At 74.7% G+C, this 14,337-nt stretch carries 13 protein-coding genes; 7 read left to right on the forward strand and 6 right to left on the reverse strand.

What is annotated here, in order from left to right; all coding sequences use genetic code 11:
* The first annotated feature begins 90 nt into the window (after positions 1-90).
* Genes C8N24_RS13370 through C8N24_RS13385 form a run of 4 tightly spaced genes read left to right on the forward strand, consistent with a single transcriptional unit; the run spans position 91 to position 4,002 of the window.
* Complete coding sequence (locus C8N24_RS13370; RefSeq protein WP_211339950.1) at positions 91-768, forward strand: response regulator transcription factor; 678 nt, start codon at positions 91-93, stop codon at positions 766-768.
* Positions 765-1,772: a sensor histidine kinase gene (locus tag C8N24_RS13375; protein WP_121250618.1), complete on the forward strand. Its 1,008-nt coding sequence runs from the start codon at positions 765-767 to the stop codon at positions 1,770-1,772. Before C8N24_RS13370 ends, C8N24_RS13375 begins: the two co-directional genes overlap by 4 nt.
* Positions 1,769-3,430, forward strand: a complete 1,662-nt coding sequence (locus C8N24_RS13380; RefSeq protein ID WP_121250619.1) for a DUF4153 domain-containing protein — start codon at positions 1,769-1,771, stop codon at positions 3,428-3,430. The genes C8N24_RS13375 and C8N24_RS13380 overlap by 4 nt, the downstream gene beginning before the upstream one ends.
* Positions 3,430-4,002: a class I SAM-dependent methyltransferase gene (locus C8N24_RS13385; RefSeq protein WP_121250620.1), complete on the forward strand. Its 573-nt coding sequence runs from the start codon at positions 3,430-3,432 to the stop codon at positions 4,000-4,002. The genes C8N24_RS13380 and C8N24_RS13385 overlap by 1 nt, the downstream gene beginning before the upstream one ends.
* 13 nt (positions 4,003-4,015) lie before the next feature.
* Here C8N24_RS13385 and C8N24_RS13390 read toward each other — a convergent pair whose 3' ends face one another.
* Genes C8N24_RS13390 through C8N24_RS13410 form a run of 5 tightly spaced genes read right to left on the reverse strand, consistent with a single transcriptional unit; the run spans position 4,016 to position 10,429 of the window.
* Positions 4,016-6,121 (reverse strand): O-antigen ligase family protein, encoded by a 2,106-nt coding sequence (locus C8N24_RS13390; protein WP_121250621.1) that lies wholly within the window; start codon positions 6,119-6,121, stop codon positions 4,016-4,018.
* Complete coding sequence (locus tag C8N24_RS13395; RefSeq protein WP_147447769.1) at positions 6,093-6,722, reverse strand: hypothetical protein; 630 nt, start codon at positions 6,720-6,722, stop codon at positions 6,093-6,095. The genes C8N24_RS13390 and C8N24_RS13395 overlap by 29 nt, the downstream gene beginning before the upstream one ends.
* A gap of 13 nt (positions 6,723-6,735) precedes the next feature.
* On the reverse strand, positions 6,736-7,710 hold the full coding sequence (locus tag C8N24_RS13400; protein WP_121250623.1) for a glycosyltransferase family 4 protein: 975 nt from the start codon (positions 7,708-7,710) through the stop codon (positions 6,736-6,738).
* Complete coding sequence (locus tag C8N24_RS13405; protein WP_245971853.1) at positions 7,707-8,810, reverse strand: glycosyltransferase; 1,104 nt, start codon at positions 8,808-8,810, stop codon at positions 7,707-7,709. The genes C8N24_RS13400 and C8N24_RS13405 overlap by 4 nt, the downstream gene beginning before the upstream one ends.
* Positions 8,807-10,429, reverse strand: coding sequence for a glycosyltransferase (locus C8N24_RS13410; RefSeq protein WP_121250624.1), 1,623 nt, complete (start codon positions 10,427-10,429; stop codon positions 8,807-8,809). The genes C8N24_RS13405 and C8N24_RS13410 overlap by 4 nt, the downstream gene beginning before the upstream one ends.
* Positions 10,430-10,507: 78 nt before the next feature.
* Between C8N24_RS13410 and C8N24_RS13415 the strand changes: the two genes are divergently transcribed.
* From C8N24_RS13415 to C8N24_RS33940, 3 genes are read left to right on the forward strand one after another with little or no spacing between them, the layout of a single operon-like run.
* Positions 10,508-11,689 (forward strand): glycosyltransferase family 4 protein, encoded by a 1,182-nt coding sequence (locus tag C8N24_RS13415; RefSeq protein WP_121250625.1) that lies wholly within the window; start codon positions 10,508-10,510, stop codon positions 11,687-11,689.
* A 7-nt stretch (positions 11,690-11,696) separates the two neighbouring features.
* Complete coding sequence (locus tag C8N24_RS13420; RefSeq protein ID WP_147447770.1) at positions 11,697-12,566, forward strand: hypothetical protein; 870 nt, start codon at positions 11,697-11,699, stop codon at positions 12,564-12,566.
* Positions 12,567-12,602: 36 nt separating this feature from the next.
* On the forward strand, positions 12,603-13,073 hold the full coding sequence (locus C8N24_RS33940; RefSeq protein WP_170179064.1) for a calcium-binding protein: 471 nt from the start codon (positions 12,603-12,605) through the stop codon (positions 13,071-13,073).
* On the opposite strand, the gene C8N24_RS13425 is transcribed toward C8N24_RS33940, so the two are convergent.
* Positions 13,070-14,311: a nucleotide sugar dehydrogenase gene (locus tag C8N24_RS13425; RefSeq protein ID WP_121253182.1), complete on the reverse strand. Its 1,242-nt coding sequence runs from the start codon at positions 14,309-14,311 to the stop codon at positions 13,070-13,072. The genes C8N24_RS33940 and C8N24_RS13425 overlap by 4 nt on opposite strands.
* Positions 14,312-14,337 lie beyond the last annotated feature (26 nt).

The raw sequence follows: 14,337 nt of genomic DNA on the forward strand, positions 1-14,337 counted from the left end.
GTCGCGCGGCTTCGCTCGTCGACCGCGTTTGCACGAAATCACCACAACATCCCCTGAACGCTCGCACCGGCGCTTGACACACTGGCCGACGTGACCGGGGCGCTCATCTGCGTGATCGAGGACGAGGAGGTCATCGCCTCCGCCGTGGCCGCGCGGCTGCGGGCCGAGGGCTTCACCGTCGAGGTGGCCCACGACGGACATGACGGCGTCGCGCTGTGCGAGCGCGTGCGGCCGGACCTCGTGGTGCTGGACCTGATGTTGCCGGGGCTCGACGGGTTGGAGGTGTGCCGGCGCGTCCAGCACAGCCGGCCCGTGCCCGTGCTGATGCTGACCGCGCGCGGCGAAGAGTCCGACCTGCTGGTCGGGCTCGCCGTCGGCGCCGACGACTACATGACGAAGCCGTTCTCGCCGCGTGAGCTGGTGGCGCGCGTGCGCGCGCTGCTGCGGCGGGTCGAGCGGCGTCCGGCACCGCCCGGCGACGCGGTGCGGATCGGGACCCTGGAGATCGACCCGGCGGCGCGCCTCGTGCGCTCGGGCGGCGAGATCGTGCACCTCACGCCGACCGAGTTCGACCTGCTCGCGCTGCTCGCGGGCCGGCCGGGCGCGGTGTTCTCGCGCGAGCAGCTGCTCGCCGACGTGTGGGGGTGGCGCGACGGCTCGGGCCAGCGCACCGTCGACTCGCACGTGCGCGGGCTGCGGCGCAAGCTCGGCAGCGACCTGGTGCGGACGGTGCACGGGGTCGGCTACGCCCTGGAGTCGCCGGCATGAGGCCGCTGGACCGCCTGAGCTCGATCAAGGTCAAGCTCGGCGTCGTGATCGTCGCGACGGTCGCGGGCACGGTCGTCGTGCTGGCGATCGGCTTCCGGCTCGGCCTCGGGCTCGAGGCACGGACGGCCGTGGCCGCGCTGATCGCGCTCGCGATCGTGCAGTTCCTGGCGCGCGGGATGACGTCGCCGCTGCGCGAGATGGCCGCGGCGGCCTCGGCGATGGCGCGCGGCGACTACGGGCGCCGCGTCACCGCGTCCTCCCGCGACGAGGTCGGCGAGCTGGCACGCGCGTTCAACGCGATGGCCGCCGAGCTGGCCGACGTGGACCGGATGCGCCGCGACCTGGTGGCGAACGTCTCCCACGAGCTGCGGACGCCGATCGGCGCGCTGCAGGCGCTGCTCGAGAACCTCGTCGACGGCGTCGAGCCGGTCGACCCGACCGCCCTGCGCACGGCGCTGGTGCAGACGGAGCGGCTCGGGCGGCTCGTCGCCCAGCTGCTCGACCTGTCGCGGCTGGAGAGCGGCGCGTTGGCGCTGCGCCCTGCGCCGTTCCCGGTGCGGCCGATGCTCGAGCAGGCGACCCGCGAGTGCGAGCTCGGCGAGCGCTACATGTCCCAACCCGTCTGGCTGCGCGTCGACGTCCAGCCGGGCGACCTGCGCGCGACCGGCGACTCCGAGCGTCTGCACCAGGTGATCTCCAACCTGCTGGAGAACGCCGTCCGCCACTCACCCACCGACGGCCGCATCTGGCTCAGCGCCCACGCCGCCACCGACGGCGTCACGACGATCGAAGTGGCCGACGAAGGCCCCGGCATCCCCCCAGAGGAGGCAGAGCGCGTGTTCGAGCGGTTCCACCGCACAGATTCCGCCCGCGCCGCGCGCGACGGCGGTACCGGCCTCGGCCTGGCGATCGCCCGGTGGATCGTCGACGCCCACGGCGGCACGATCGCCGTCCGCCCACGCGAGCCGCACGGCTGCCGCGTCGTGGTGGAGCTCCCGAGATGACCGAGCACATCGGCCCGCCGGAACGTCCCGGCGGGAACGAGCCCGCCCCGGGCGGGAACGACGACGCGCGCCCGTACGGCGTGGGGCCGGAGGGTCCGGATACGTCGGGCGACGGCGCGCGCGGGGCACGGCCGGACACGTCGCGCGGCTGGCGGCCGGAACGTCCGGCCGGGCCCGGTGCGCGGGCGGTGCCCGTCATACCCGGCATCGGCGTGTGGCCTCCCGTCGAGCGCGTCGTGCCGCCGTTGCGGCCCGAGCCCGCCGGCCGCACGGCGATCGCGCTCGCGGCCGTGCCCGTGTGGGCCGCGCGGGCGGTCGTCGGCGTCGCCCTGCTCGCCGGTGCGCTCGTGGTCGGCTCGCCGCTCGGACTCGGCGTGACGATCGTGCTGTCGGCGCTGTACGCGATCGCGGCCCGGGTGCGGCGTGCGGCCGCGGTGCCGGACGTCGACCTGCGCACGCGGCCGGAGCCCGCCCGGCGTGACCGGTGGACGGGCGTGTGGTGGGCGCTGGCCGCCGGGCTCGCGCTCGTGCCGACGCTGCGGGCGGCGGTGTGGGTGGTCGTGCCGTGCCTCATCGTGTGCGTCGCGGTGGCTTCGCTCGCCGCGTCGGACGGGCGGCGGTGGGGCGAGCTGTGGGCTGGGCTCGGCGCGGTCTGGGTGCGGCTGCCCGGCGGGACGTACCTGGTCGGCATGGCCACGGCGCGTGGCGCGTCCTTCGGGCCGGCGGCGCGCGGCGCCGCGCTGGCCGTCGCGCTGCTCGGGGTGTTCGTGCCGCTGCTCGTGAGCGCGGACGCGGCGTTCGCGGAGCTGCTGGAGGGCTGGGCGCCGTCGCTGGACATGCCGATCGAGCGCACGCTGGTCGCAGTGCTCTTCCTCGCGCTCGGCGGTGGGCTGCTGTTCACCGCGGTGGCGCCGTTCCGCCCCGCGCCCGTGCCGGTCTCACGGACGCTCGCGCGCGCCGAGTGGGCGCTTCCGCTCGGCGCGCTGGTCGCACTGCTGGGTGGCTTCGTCGCGCTCCAGCTGACGATCCTGTTCGGCGGCGACGCCTACGTGCAGCAGACCGCGAACCTGACGTACGCCGAGTACGCGCGCAACGGGTTCGGCCAGCTCGTCGCGGTCGCGGCGCTGACGCTCGCCGTGGTCGGCGCGGCCGCGCGCTGGGCTCGCGACCGCGGGTCGCTGCTGCGCGTCCTGCTCTCCGCGCTGTCGGTGCTGACGCTCGTGATGCTCGTCTCGGCGCTGCACCGGCTGCAACTGCTCGAGGACGCGTACGGCTTCACCCGCCTGCGCTTCGCGGCGCACGCGATCCTGCTCTGGCTCGGCGCGCTCTTCACGCTCGTGCTCGTCGCGCGCGGTGCCCGCTGGCTCCCGCGCGCCATGCTCACGACGACCGTCGCGGCGTTCCTGGCGTTCGCGCTCGCCGACCCCGACCGCCGGATCGCCGAGTGGAACGTGGACCGCTACGAGCGCAGCGGCAAGGTCGACGCCACCTACCTCGGTGGCCTCTCCGCCGACGCGATCCCGGTGCTCAAGGGCATGGAGTGCGTGCCGCCGATGCCCGCGCACGACGGCTTCGGCGGCATCAACCTCGCGCGCGAGCGGGCGCTCGCGTCCGGCGTCACCGGGAAGGACTGCACGGCCCGCGATGATTGGGGCTGATGCGTCAGTTCTACGAGGACTTCTGGGCGGACGGGCCGGACGAGGACGGCGAGCCGTACGCCTGGGCGCTCCGCCGCGGCCTGCTGCAGGCCGAGCTGCGCCCCGGCGACCGCGTGCTCGACTACGGCTGCGGCACCGGCCGCTTCCTCACGCTGCTCGATGACGGGGCGGGTGTGGAGATCGCCGAGGCGGCCGTCCTGCGCGCTCGCGCGACCGGCGCCGACGTGCGGCTGCTCGAGGACGACGGGACGATCCCGTTCGGCCACGGCGAGTTCGACCTCGTCTGGTGCTCGGAGGTGCTCGAGCACATCCCGGACGTCGGCTTCGCGCTCGCGGAGATCCGGCGCGTGCTGAAGCCGGGCGGCCGCCTGCTGGCAACCGTCCCCTACCACGGCCGCTTCCAGGCCGCCTGGATCGCCCTGACGCGCTTCGAGGCGCACTTCGACCCGCTGGGCCAGCACGTGCGCTTCTTCACGCGCCGCTCGCTCACCGAGGCCCTGGAGGTCAACGGCTTCGAGCCGGCCGTCCGCCACGAGGGCGAGCTGCTGGTCGCGCGCGCGGCGCGAACCTGAAGGCCCTGGGCCTTTAGGAAGCGCCGGCCGCGCGGGCGGCGACGACGACGTCGCTGACGCTGCGCAGGTTGCGCGGGTCCAGGTAGTACGCGGCCCGGAACGCCGACAGCGCGCCCTTCGCGTCGCCGATGTCCATCCGCGCCTGCCCGAGCCGGCGCCACGTCTCCGGGTTCGCGGGCTCGCGGTCGATCGCGTCCCCGAGGATCCGGAGCGCCTCCTTGTCGTTCCCGCGCGCCTGCTCGATCGCCGCGAGCTCGAACAGCGGGTCGACCGAGAGCGGGTTGCGCTCGTGCGCGATCTTCGCGATCGAGGCGGCCTGCGACACCTGGCCGGCCTCGAACCGCGTGAGCGCCGCATCCTGCGCGTGCAGCGCGCGGATCGGCTGCAGGGCGCTCCAGGAGGCGAAGAACGCGATCAGCAGCAGCAACCCGGCGAAGCCCAGCCGCGCCTCCAGCGGCGCGCGCGGCGTCTCCAGCGCGGGCTCGGTGGCCGGCACGACGCCGTAGCGCTCGCGCAGGGTCGGTCGTGAAGCCACCCAGCCGGCGCAGATCAGCGCGGGCAACGCGTTCGCGGGCACGAACCACGTCCAGTCGAAGGTGGAGTGGACGGCGAACACGATCGCGACGACGGCCAGCGTCGCCACGCCCACGCGCTCCGCGTCCCAGTGCAGCTGCCGGTCCCTGCGACGCACGCCGACGGTGCCGGCGGCGGTCACGAGCCAGGCACCCGCGGCCAGCAGGGAGATCGCGAGCCCGACCCAGCCCAGGTCGGCCAGCGTCTGGACGACGTAGCCGTGCGCGTGCTCCACGCGCCGCTCGTCCAGGCGGTACTTGAGCCGCAGCGTGCCGTACGCGCCCGCGCCCGTGCCCAGCCACGGCGCCTCGGCGTGGACCTTGAAGGCCTCGTTCCAGTAGCGGGCGCGCCCGGAGGACGTCTCGGTCAGCCGCGACGGCGAGTTCGTCGGCGCCGACACCTCCGGGTCCGTGGCCTGCTTCCACGCCTTGGACACCTGGCCGCTGATGCCGCCGGACGCGGTCGCGAGCAGGACCAGGGCGACGATCGGCACGGCGAGGAGGGCCGCGCCGAGGACGCGCCCCGCGCGCACCCGCGTGCGCTGGCCCGGCGGGTGCACGCTCGAGAGGAAGCCGACGGCGAGGCCGGCGATCGTCATGGCCACGATCAGGAGCAGGATCAGCGCGCCGAGCGCCTGGCCGGCGTCGATCCGCAGGCCGAGCTCCGCGCCGTCGCGGGTGAGGCCGTCCTGCGCGGACGCCCACACGAACAACGGCAGCACGGTCAGCACGACGCTGCCGAGCGCGATCACGCCGCGCAGTCGCAGCGGCACGAACGTGAACCACAGCCCGAGGCCGATCGCGAGCGCGAGCAGCGCACCGCGGCTGTAGGCCAGCAGGAGCGCCGTGACGGCGATGCCGAGGCCGGGCCAGGCCAGCACGTTGAACGCGGCGTGGCCGGAGCGGCGCGCCGCGAGCCACAGCAGCGGCGGGATGCCCAGCGCGGCGGTCAGGCCGACGCTGTTCCAGTAGTCCGACGGTGGCCGCAGCCGCGCGAACGAGTCGTCGGGCGCGAGCGCGCCCGGGAAGACCTTGGTCAGCAGCGACCAGAGGGAGAGCGCGACGGCGCCCGCGGCGATGCCGTAGAGCACGGCCGTCCAGCGCGACGGCGCGAGCCGCCCGAGCGCGAGCGCACCCGCGAACGCCGCCAGGTACGCGATCGTGCGCATGGCCTCGTTCCACGAGTCGCTGGGCATCAGCGACCACGTGATCGACAGCGCCGTGTAGACGGCGAGCAGCGCGAAGGCGGCGAGCGACGCGGCGCCGCGGAAGCGCGCCGGCGTCAGCGGCGAGCGCGGCACCAGCAGCGCCGCCGCGCACAGCCCGGCGCCCACGACCATGATCGCGATCTGGGTCCAGGTCGTGCGCTCGAGCTGGGAGCCGCCGCGCGAGGCGAACGCGGTCGCGACGACCGCGATCACGATCGCGATCGTCAGCGGGTGTCCGCTGTCGGGCGGCTGCGGCAGGTCGAGCTGCTGCAGCCGCTGGCGCAGCGGGTCCCGGCGCCCGACGTACCGTCTAAATCGGCTTCGCGCGAGTGAGGACACGGCGTCGGACGAAGGGCACGGTCGTGGCGATGGCCGCGGCCGTGAGCAGGGCGAGCACGACGACCACCGTTCCCGGCAGGCCGTTGCGGCCGACGCTGGCGGCGGGGGAGATCGGGCGCCCGTTGATCGGCACGGCTTCGCCGCCCTTCTCGATCGCGCCGTCGATCGCCTTCCAGTCCTCGGGCGTGGACGGGCCGACCTGCACGCCGACGTCCTTGCCCGTGCGCTTCGGCGCGCTACTCGGCGTGGCGGTCGCGCTCGGGGCGGACGTCGTGCTGCCGCCGGTGCCGCCGCTGTCGCCACCGGTCGAGCCGCCGGTGCCACCGCCGGCGCCGCCTCCGCCACCACCGCCGCCGCTGTTCGACGCGGAGGTCTTGGCCGAGATCTCGCGCGAGAGCACGTCCCGGCAGTCCGAGTACTCCTCGAGCTCGGCCGGGATGTTGTTGCGGGCGTCGCGCAGCTTGGAGGGCGAGTACGTGCCCTGCAGGATGCCGTCGTCCGCGCAGTCCCGGAGGATGTCTTCCCTGCCCTGCGCGTGGGCCGTCGTCGTCGGGACGAGCAGCAGCGCCGCGAACAGGGCCAGCAAAATGGTCCGTCGCATTGGCAAATCCACGCTAGCAGGCGTCCAGGGCGCGGGACATGCCCTCGGCCCAGGCGTCGTAGGTGTACTTCGCGACCTCATGGCGGGCGTTCTCGCCGAGGCTTCGGCGCAGGGCGCCGTCGTCCTGCAGGCGGCGGATCGCCGCGCGCAGCGCGTCGACGTCCCCGGCCGGGACGATCAGGCCGGTGCGCTCGTGCTGGACGAGCCCACCCGCGGCGGCTCCTACGGCGTCGGTGGCGATCACGGGGGTTCCTTGGTGGAAGGCTTCGTTGACGACGAGCCCCCACGGCTCGAGGAAGTCGCGAGTGGGGAGCGACGGCACTACTAAGACGTCGCTACCGGCGTAGAGGTTGCGGAGTTGCTGCGGCGACCGCCCGTCCGCCACCACCAGCGAGCGCGGGTCGACGGCCTGCCGGAGGACGTCGAAGCCCTTCTCCGGCGCGGGACGGCCGGCGAACAGCACCTGGAAGTCGGCGCGTCGGTCCGGGGTGGCCGCGGCGCCCCAGAACGCGCCGTCGACGGCCTGCGGGGCCTCGAAGACGGGGCCGCGCGGGTGCTTGCTGCGGACGTAGGCGCTCACGTGCGGGCCGTAGGTGGCGATCGCGTCCGCACGGCGGTAGATGTGCCGCAGCGGGAGGTACGACAGCGCGTGCGCCGCGGTGCGCGGGTGCGCCCAGATCGTCGCCCAGAGGACGAACGGGACCCGGCCGGCGCGGGCGCCCGCGTAGGCGGCGGGCAGCGCGACCTTGCCGCTGAGGCCGGCGATGACGGCGCGGTAGCGGCCGGACGCGGCGATCCGGGCGACGGCGCGCTGGGACGGGGCGATCACCGGGAACGGAAGGGCTTCGGCCCGCGTTCCGCCGCCGCCGTGGCGCACGTCGCCGCCGATCAGCGCGAACACCACGTTCTCCCGCTCGTGCAAGGCCTTGAACGCGCCGATCCGGAACGGCGGCGCGTGGTTGGTGACGAACAGGACCGGCTTGGTCATCGCAGCGCGTCCTCGTAGGCGGCGACCGTGCCGGCGCCGGTGCGCGCCCAGGTGAAGTGGGCCTCGACGTTCGCGCGCGCGGCCGCCCCCAGCTCGGCGCGCCGCTCGATCACGTGTCGGAGCGTGGCTCCGAGCGCCTCGGGCGTGGTGAGCGTCATCCCGCCACCGCAGCGCGCGATCTCCTCGGGGCCGTACTCGCCCCGCGTGCCGATCGCGGGGAGGCCCGCGGCCATCGCCTCGATGTAGGCGACGCCGAACGCCTCGTCGACGCTCGGGAGGACGAAGACGCCGCCGCGGCGCGCCTCGGCGAGCGCCTGGCCCGGCGGGAGCGCGCCGCGGAAGACGACGTCCTTGCCCGCGGCGAGCCGCTCGAGCGCCGGGCGCTCCGGGCCGTCGCCGATGACCACGTAGCGCGCGCCCGGCGGCAGCGCGCGGATCACGTCCGCGTGGCGCTTGCGGGCGATCAGGTTGCCGACCGTGACGATGTCCGTGCCGGTGGTCGTGCGCTCCGGGACGTCCGTGCCCAGGTGGACGACGCGGACGGCCTGGGCGCCGAGCGCGCGGCAGCGGTCTGCGATCCCCTCGGAGTTGGCCAGCACGAGCTTCGCGGCGCGCAGCGACCGCTCCACGACCGCCCGGCCGCCGCGCCAGCGCGTCGCGACGCCGAGCACGTCCCCGCCGTGGACGCTGACCACGGTCGGGACCGGCAGGCCGAGGCGGCGCACCGCGTCTCCGGCGGGCGCCGCGTAGTGCGCGTGCACGAGGTCGAACGGCTTCAGCGTCCGCAACGCGAGCGCGAGCGACGGCGCGGCGTACGCGCCCCACTGCGGGTAGGACCGCGGCCGCGGTGGCGCCACGAACGGCGCGTACGTCACGCGGATCCCGTCCAGCGTCGTGCGCAGCGGCTGCCTGAGCGGCGCGACGAGCGCCCGCACGTCGCGCTGCCGGAGCGCCGCCTTCGACGGCACGGGGCGGTGCAGCACGACCACCTCGACGTCGGCGCCCGCATCCCGCGCCGCGAGCGCCTGGCGGTGCGCCCAGACGCCGAGCGCGGGGTCGGCGCGGCGCGGGTAGTACTCGGCGACCACGACCACCCTCACGTGGGCCACCGGCGGTACTCGGCCAGCGTCTCGCCCGCCTCGGCGCGTGCGACGTAGGCGCGGCCGTCGAGGAAGGCCTCGGCCTCCGCGATCGCCTCGTCGCGCGGGTAGGCGGTGGCGACGGGCTTGAGGTGGCGGACCGGGGTGGCGTCGACGATGCCGATCGGCCAGCCCCGCTCGGCGGCGATCGCGCTCCAGCGGGCGTCGAGGCCCCAGCCCATGCGCAGGTCCGGGAACGGGAGGAGCTCGCGGGCGGCGCGAGCGCTGAGCGCGGTGACCGGGCCGATCTCGACGAAGCGCGTGCGGCGGGCGAGCACCCCGGGGCGGCGGCGCGTGATGTCCCAGGCGGCGTGCGAGGCGAACGCGTGCGCGGGTTGGGCGAGCTCGAAGCCGTAGCCCTCGGCGAGCGTGAGGAAGCGGTCGAGGAAGCCACGCGGCAGGATCACGTCGTCGTCGACGAGCAGCAGCCAGTCGGCGTCGCCGATCGGCGCGTCGGCGAGGGCGGCGTTGATGTTCGTCCACTTGCCCGCGCCCGGGGCGGGTGGACCGAAGTGCAGCGCGACGTCGTGGTGCGAGCGGCCGAGCTCCCGTCGCAGCCGGGCAACCGTGCGCAGGTTCTCCGGCCTGGCGACGCCGACCACGTGCACGCGGCGGCGCGCACCGCGCGGCGCGCGGCGGGGCAGGCGGACCGCGGCGCGGGCGTCCTTGAGCGCGCCGATCAGCGCCGTCCGGCGGCCGAGCGTGCCGGAGCGGCCGCTCAGGTAGTCGGGGTCGGTGGCGCTCGGCGGCGCGGGGGCGGGGTCGAGCGCCTCGACGATCCGGCCGAGCGTGAGCGCCGTCAGCGTGACGCCGACGCCGCAGCGGAAGCGCACGACGTGGACGGCGCAGCCGGCGAGCGTGCGCAGCTCGGCCGCCAGCGACGGCTCGGCGCCCTTGTACGCGTCGTAGCGGCGCGCGGCGCGGCCGCGGTAGAAGTTCGCGCGCGAGAGGGCGCGCAGCCGGGCGTCGGGCCCGACGCGCCGGTGGTCGACGCCCGCCCTGGCGACGTAGCCGACGCTGCCGCCTGCGGCGCGGAGCCGGCGCTGCCAGTCCTCCTCGTCCCCGGCGCCGCCGAGGCGCTCGTCGAACGGCCCGATCCGCTCCAGCGCGCTCCGGCGCAGGGCCATGTTCGCGCCCCACACGAAGTCGGCCTCGCGGTCCTCACCGCCGAGGTCGAGCGCGGTGACCGGCAGCGGCTCGCGCCCACACGCGTGCAGGTTGGCGTCGATGCGCGGTCGGATCGGCCCGCCCAGCGCCTCGTGGTCGCCGCCCGCGAGCAGCGCGTCGAGCCAGCCGGGCCACACCTCGACGTCGTCGTCGAGGAAGCACACCAGGTCGCCCGTCGAGTGCACCACGCACGCGTTGCGGGCGACGTTGATCCCGCGCGGCGTCCCGAGCGCCACGTACCGCCCGCCGTGGGCCTCGACGAGCGCGCGGGTCGGCGCGTCCTCCGCGTCGTCCTCGACCACGACGATCTCGGCGCCGCGCGCGGCGGCCTGCGGCGCGACGGACCCGAGCGCGACGGCCAGATAGTCGCGCCGGTTGCGCGTGGGGAAGACGATCGAGGCGGGCGGAGCCATCGCGCCGAGAGGTTAGGCGCCGCGGTGGAACTTAAACGTCCAGGCCGTTTATGTACGGCGCAACTAGCCTTCTCGCGCGTGATCCTCCTCCTGCACCACCGGTACCGCGAAGTCGGCGGCGAGGAGCGCGCGGTGGCGGACCTGCAGTGGCTGATCCGCGAGCACCTGGACGAGGACGCCGAGGTGCTCGAGCGCGACTCGGGGGCGATCGGCCAGCGCGACGCCGCGCTCGGGCTCCTGCGCGGCGGGCTGCGGCCGGAGGAGGTCGCGGACGCGGTGCGGCGCACCGGGGCGCGCGTGCTGCACGCGCACAACGTCAACCCCACGTTCGGCTGGCGCGCGCTCGCGGCGGCGAAGGCGGCCGGGGCGCGCGTCGTGCTGCACCTGCACAACTACCGGCTCGTGTGCGCGGTGGCGACGTGCTTCACGCGCGGCGCGGACTGCACGCGCTGCCACGGGCGCAACACGCTCCCCGGGGTGCGGCTCAACTGCCGCGGCGGCTCGCGGGCGGAGTCGGCGGCGTACGCGGCGAGCCTGTCCCTGTGGCAGCAGCGGATCACGGGCGCGGCCGACGAGATCGTCGTGCCCAGCGCGTTCGCCCTCGACCGGCTTCGCGACCTGGGTGCCCCGCTGGGCGGCAAGGCGCGCGTGCTGGGCTCGGTCCAGCGCGACTTCGCGGCCGCCTCGCACGCCGCGGCCGGCGAGTTCGTGCTCGCCGCGGGCCGGCTGACGCCCGAGAAGGGCTTCGCCGACGTGCTCGAGGCGTGCGGTCGCGCGGGGCTGCCGCTCGTGATCGCGGGCGATGGCGCGCAGCGCGCGGAGCTCGAGGCGCGCGCCGCCGCGGAGGGCCGCCTGGCGCCGGCCGGCGAGCTCGCGGGCCGGCCCGCCCGTGGGCCGCGCGTCGAGTTCGTCGGGCACGTCTCCCCCTCGGAGCTGGCGGACCTGCGCCGGCGCGCGGCCGTGGCCGTCGTGCCCAGCCGGTACGCCGAGATCCTGCCGCTCGCGGCGCTCGAGGCGATGGCGGCCGGGCTGCCGACGGTGGCCGCCGCCTCGGGCGGGCTGACGGAGGCGGTGCCGGAGGAGGGGCTGTACCCGCCGGGCGCGGTCGAGGCCCTGCAGGGGCGGCTAACGGCGCTCTTCGGGGACGCGCAGGCCGGTGAGCGGGCGCTTCGCGCCGCGCGGGCGCGCAGCGCTCCCGAGGTGATCGCCAAGCAACTCGCCGAGGTCTATGGCGCAACTTCTGGGTCCGCGCTGTATTGAAATGCGCATGATCCGCCGCGCGCTGCCCTTCCTGCTGCTCTGCCTCGCCCTGCTGCTGCCTTCGTCCGCACACGCGGCGAAGAGCCAGAAGAAGGTGATCTGGGGTCCCGTCGAGCTCGACGGTGAATCGCAGTTCCCGATCTACAAGGACCTGGGCGTCGGGACGTACCAGATGCTGCTCGAGTGGGACCAGGTCGGCGTGCTGGAGCCGCTTGACGCCAAGGACCCCGAGGACGCGAGCTACGAGTGGTCGGAGGAGATCGACAGCGCGATCTCCGAGGCCAAGCGCAACGGCATCAAGGTCGCGCTCTCGATCACCGGCCGCCCGGACTGGGCGAAGGCGAGCGACTTCAAGGACTTCGTGACCGCCGCCGCCAAGCGCTACAAGGCCGTGCACACGTGGGCGATCGGCGACGGCCCCGTCAAGCCCGCCAAGGACTACCCGCGGATGCTCGACGACGCGTACGCGGCGCTCAAGGCCGCCGGCAAGTCGAACAAGGTGATCGGCGGCAACGGCAACTCCCGCCTCAAGCTCGGCAACGGCAAGGAGGCGCGGATGGACTACTTCGGCACCGACCCGACCGCCCGCAAGGCGCCGACGAAGGCCAGCCTCGCCAAGCTCAAGAAGCGGGCGGGCGACCACAAGCTGTGGCTCGGCCCGGTGTCGCTGGCGACGTCGGACGGCGGCGCGTTCCGGCTCACGCAGGCCGCGCAGGCCACGTGGATCACGAACGCGTTCAAGCTGATCAAGTCCGACGCGGACGTCGCGGCGCTGTCCTACCGCAAGCTGCGCGACGAGCTCGGCGCGCCGTTCACTGGACTGATGGATAGCGACGGCGAGAAGAAGCCGTCGTATAACGCGTACAAGCGCGCGTAGGGATACGCGCACCCACGGGTTCACGGAGGGACTCCCATGAAAGTTCGCATTGCGGTGGCGACCGCGCTGGTCGCCGCCACGGTGGTCGCCATGCCGGCGTCCGCCGAGAACATCGACTGCTCCAAGCAGGGGCCGAACAGCTCCTCGTGCCTGCGCACGGGCGGCTGGACCGAGACGACCGGCTCCGAAGAGGCCGACCGGCTCCTGGGCACGAACGGCCCGAACCTGATCCAGGGCGACGGCGGCAACGACTACGTCAACGCCCGCGGCGGCGACGACGAGGTCACCGGCGGTGACGGCAGCGACCGCATCTACCTCGGCGCCGGCGACGACCTGGCCACGCCCGGCCTGGGCACCGACCGCGTCTACGGCGGCAGCGGCGACGACGTGATCTACGCCCGCGACGGCGAGCGCGACGTCATCGACTGCGGCTCCGGGCGCGACCGCGTCATCGCCGACGCCGTCGACAGCGTCAAGCACTGCGAGCGCGTTCAGCGCAAGCGCTAGAGCTGGAGCGCGCCCGCGCCCAGCGACCGCGTCACGCCGCGCAGGTCCAGCGTCAGCTGGGCCCGCGCCGTGACGTCGGCGTGATCCACGGTGGGATGGGCGGTGACGATGAGCGCCAGGTCGGCGCCGTCCACCACCGACAGGTCCGAGCTGCGCAGCCCGAAGTCCGGCAGCTCGGGCACGTGCGGGTCGTGGTAGGAAAGGTCGGCCCCGCGCTCGCGCAGCAGCCGGATGATCTTCAGCGCCGGCGACTCGCGGATGTCCCCGACGCCCGCCTTGTAGGACACGCCGAAGACGACGATGCGCGCCCCGCGCACGGGCTTGCCGACGTCGTTCAGCGCCCGCTCGGCCTTCTCCAGGCAGAAGTACGGCATCTGCTGGTTGACCTTGCCGGCGAGCTCGATGAACTCGGTCGACAGGTCGTACTCGCGCGCCTTCCACGTCAGGTAGAAGGGGTCGACGGGCAGGCAGTGCCCACCCATGCCCGGGCCCGGCTGGAAGGGCATGAAGCCGTAGGGCTTGGTCGAGGCGGCCTCGACGACCTCCCAGATGTCGATCCCCATCCGGTCCGCGAGCATCGCCATCTCGTTCACGAGCGCGATGTTCACCGACCGGAAGATGTTCTCGAGCAGCTTCGAGAGCTCGGCCACCTCGGGCGTGGAGACGGGCACGACCGTGTCGCACACCCGCGCGTACACGGCGACCGCGGCCTCGGTGCACGTCGGCGTGAGCCCGCCGACGACCTTCGGCGTGGTCTTGAGCGTGTAGTCGGTGCGGCCCGGGTCCACGCGCTCCGGCGAGAACGCGAGCGCGAAATCCTCGCCCGCCCGCAGCCCGGACTCCTCCAGCAGCGGCACCATGTGCTCGCGCGTGGTGCCCGGGAACGTGGTCGACTCGAGGATGACCGTCTGCCCACCGCGGATGACGCCCGACAGCGCCCGCGCCGAGCTCAGCAGCGGGCCCAGGTCGGGCTCGCGGTTGCGCGTCAGCGGCGTGGGGACGCAGACCAGGATCGCGTCGGTCTCGTGCAGCTCCACGTAGCGGGTCGTGAACGTGATCCGCTCCATGACGGGAGCGAGCCGCTCGTCCGCGATGTCCTCCACGTGCGAGCGGCCCTCGCGCAGCGTCGCCACGCGGTCGGCGGCGACGTCCACGCCGACCACCTCGCAGCCCGCCTCCGCGAACGCCACCGCGAGCGGCAGGCCGACATAGCCGAGTCCGACAATTCCGATCTTCATCGCCACTGAGACAACGCTAGCGGCCG

This window comes from Solirubrobacter pauli (genome assembly GCF_003633755.1).
Classification (GTDB): domain Bacteria; phylum Actinomycetota; class Thermoleophilia; order Solirubrobacterales; family Solirubrobacteraceae; genus Solirubrobacter; species Solirubrobacter pauli.

Bases quoted from the DNA above. Each gene is read 5' to 3' on its own strand.
- C8N24_RS13375 (WP_121250618.1), top strand. From the start codon at position 765: ATGAGGCCGCTGGACCGCCTGAGCTCGATCAAGGTCAAGCTCGGCGTC.
- C8N24_RS13380 (WP_121250619.1), top strand. From the start codon at position 1,769: ATGACCGAGCACATCGGCCCGCCGGAACGTCCCGGCGGGAACGAGCCC.
- C8N24_RS13385 (WP_121250620.1), top strand. From the start codon at position 3,430: ATGCGTCAGTTCTACGAGGACTTCTGGGCGGACGGGCCGGACGAGGAC.
- C8N24_RS13395 (WP_147447769.1), bottom strand. From the start codon at position 6,722: ATGCGACGGACCATTTTGCTGGCCCTGTTCGCGGCGCTGCTGCTCGTC.
- C8N24_RS13400 (WP_121250623.1), bottom strand. From the start codon at position 7,710: ATGACCAAGCCGGTCCTGTTCGTCACCAACCACGCGCCGCCGTTCCGG.
- C8N24_RS13410 (WP_121250624.1), bottom strand. From the start codon at position 10,429: ATGGCTCCGCCCGCCTCGATCGTCTTCCCCACGCGCAACCGGCGCGAC.
- C8N24_RS13420 (WP_147447770.1), top strand. From the start codon at position 11,697: ATGATCCGCCGCGCGCTGCCCTTCCTGCTGCTCTGCCTCGCCCTGCTG.
- C8N24_RS33940 (WP_170179064.1), top strand. From the start codon at position 12,603: ATGAAAGTTCGCATTGCGGTGGCGACCGCGCTGGTCGCCGCCACGGTG.
- C8N24_RS13425 (WP_121253182.1), bottom strand. From the start codon at position 14,311: ATGAAGATCGGAATTGTCGGACTCGGCTATGTCGGCCTGCCGCTCGCG.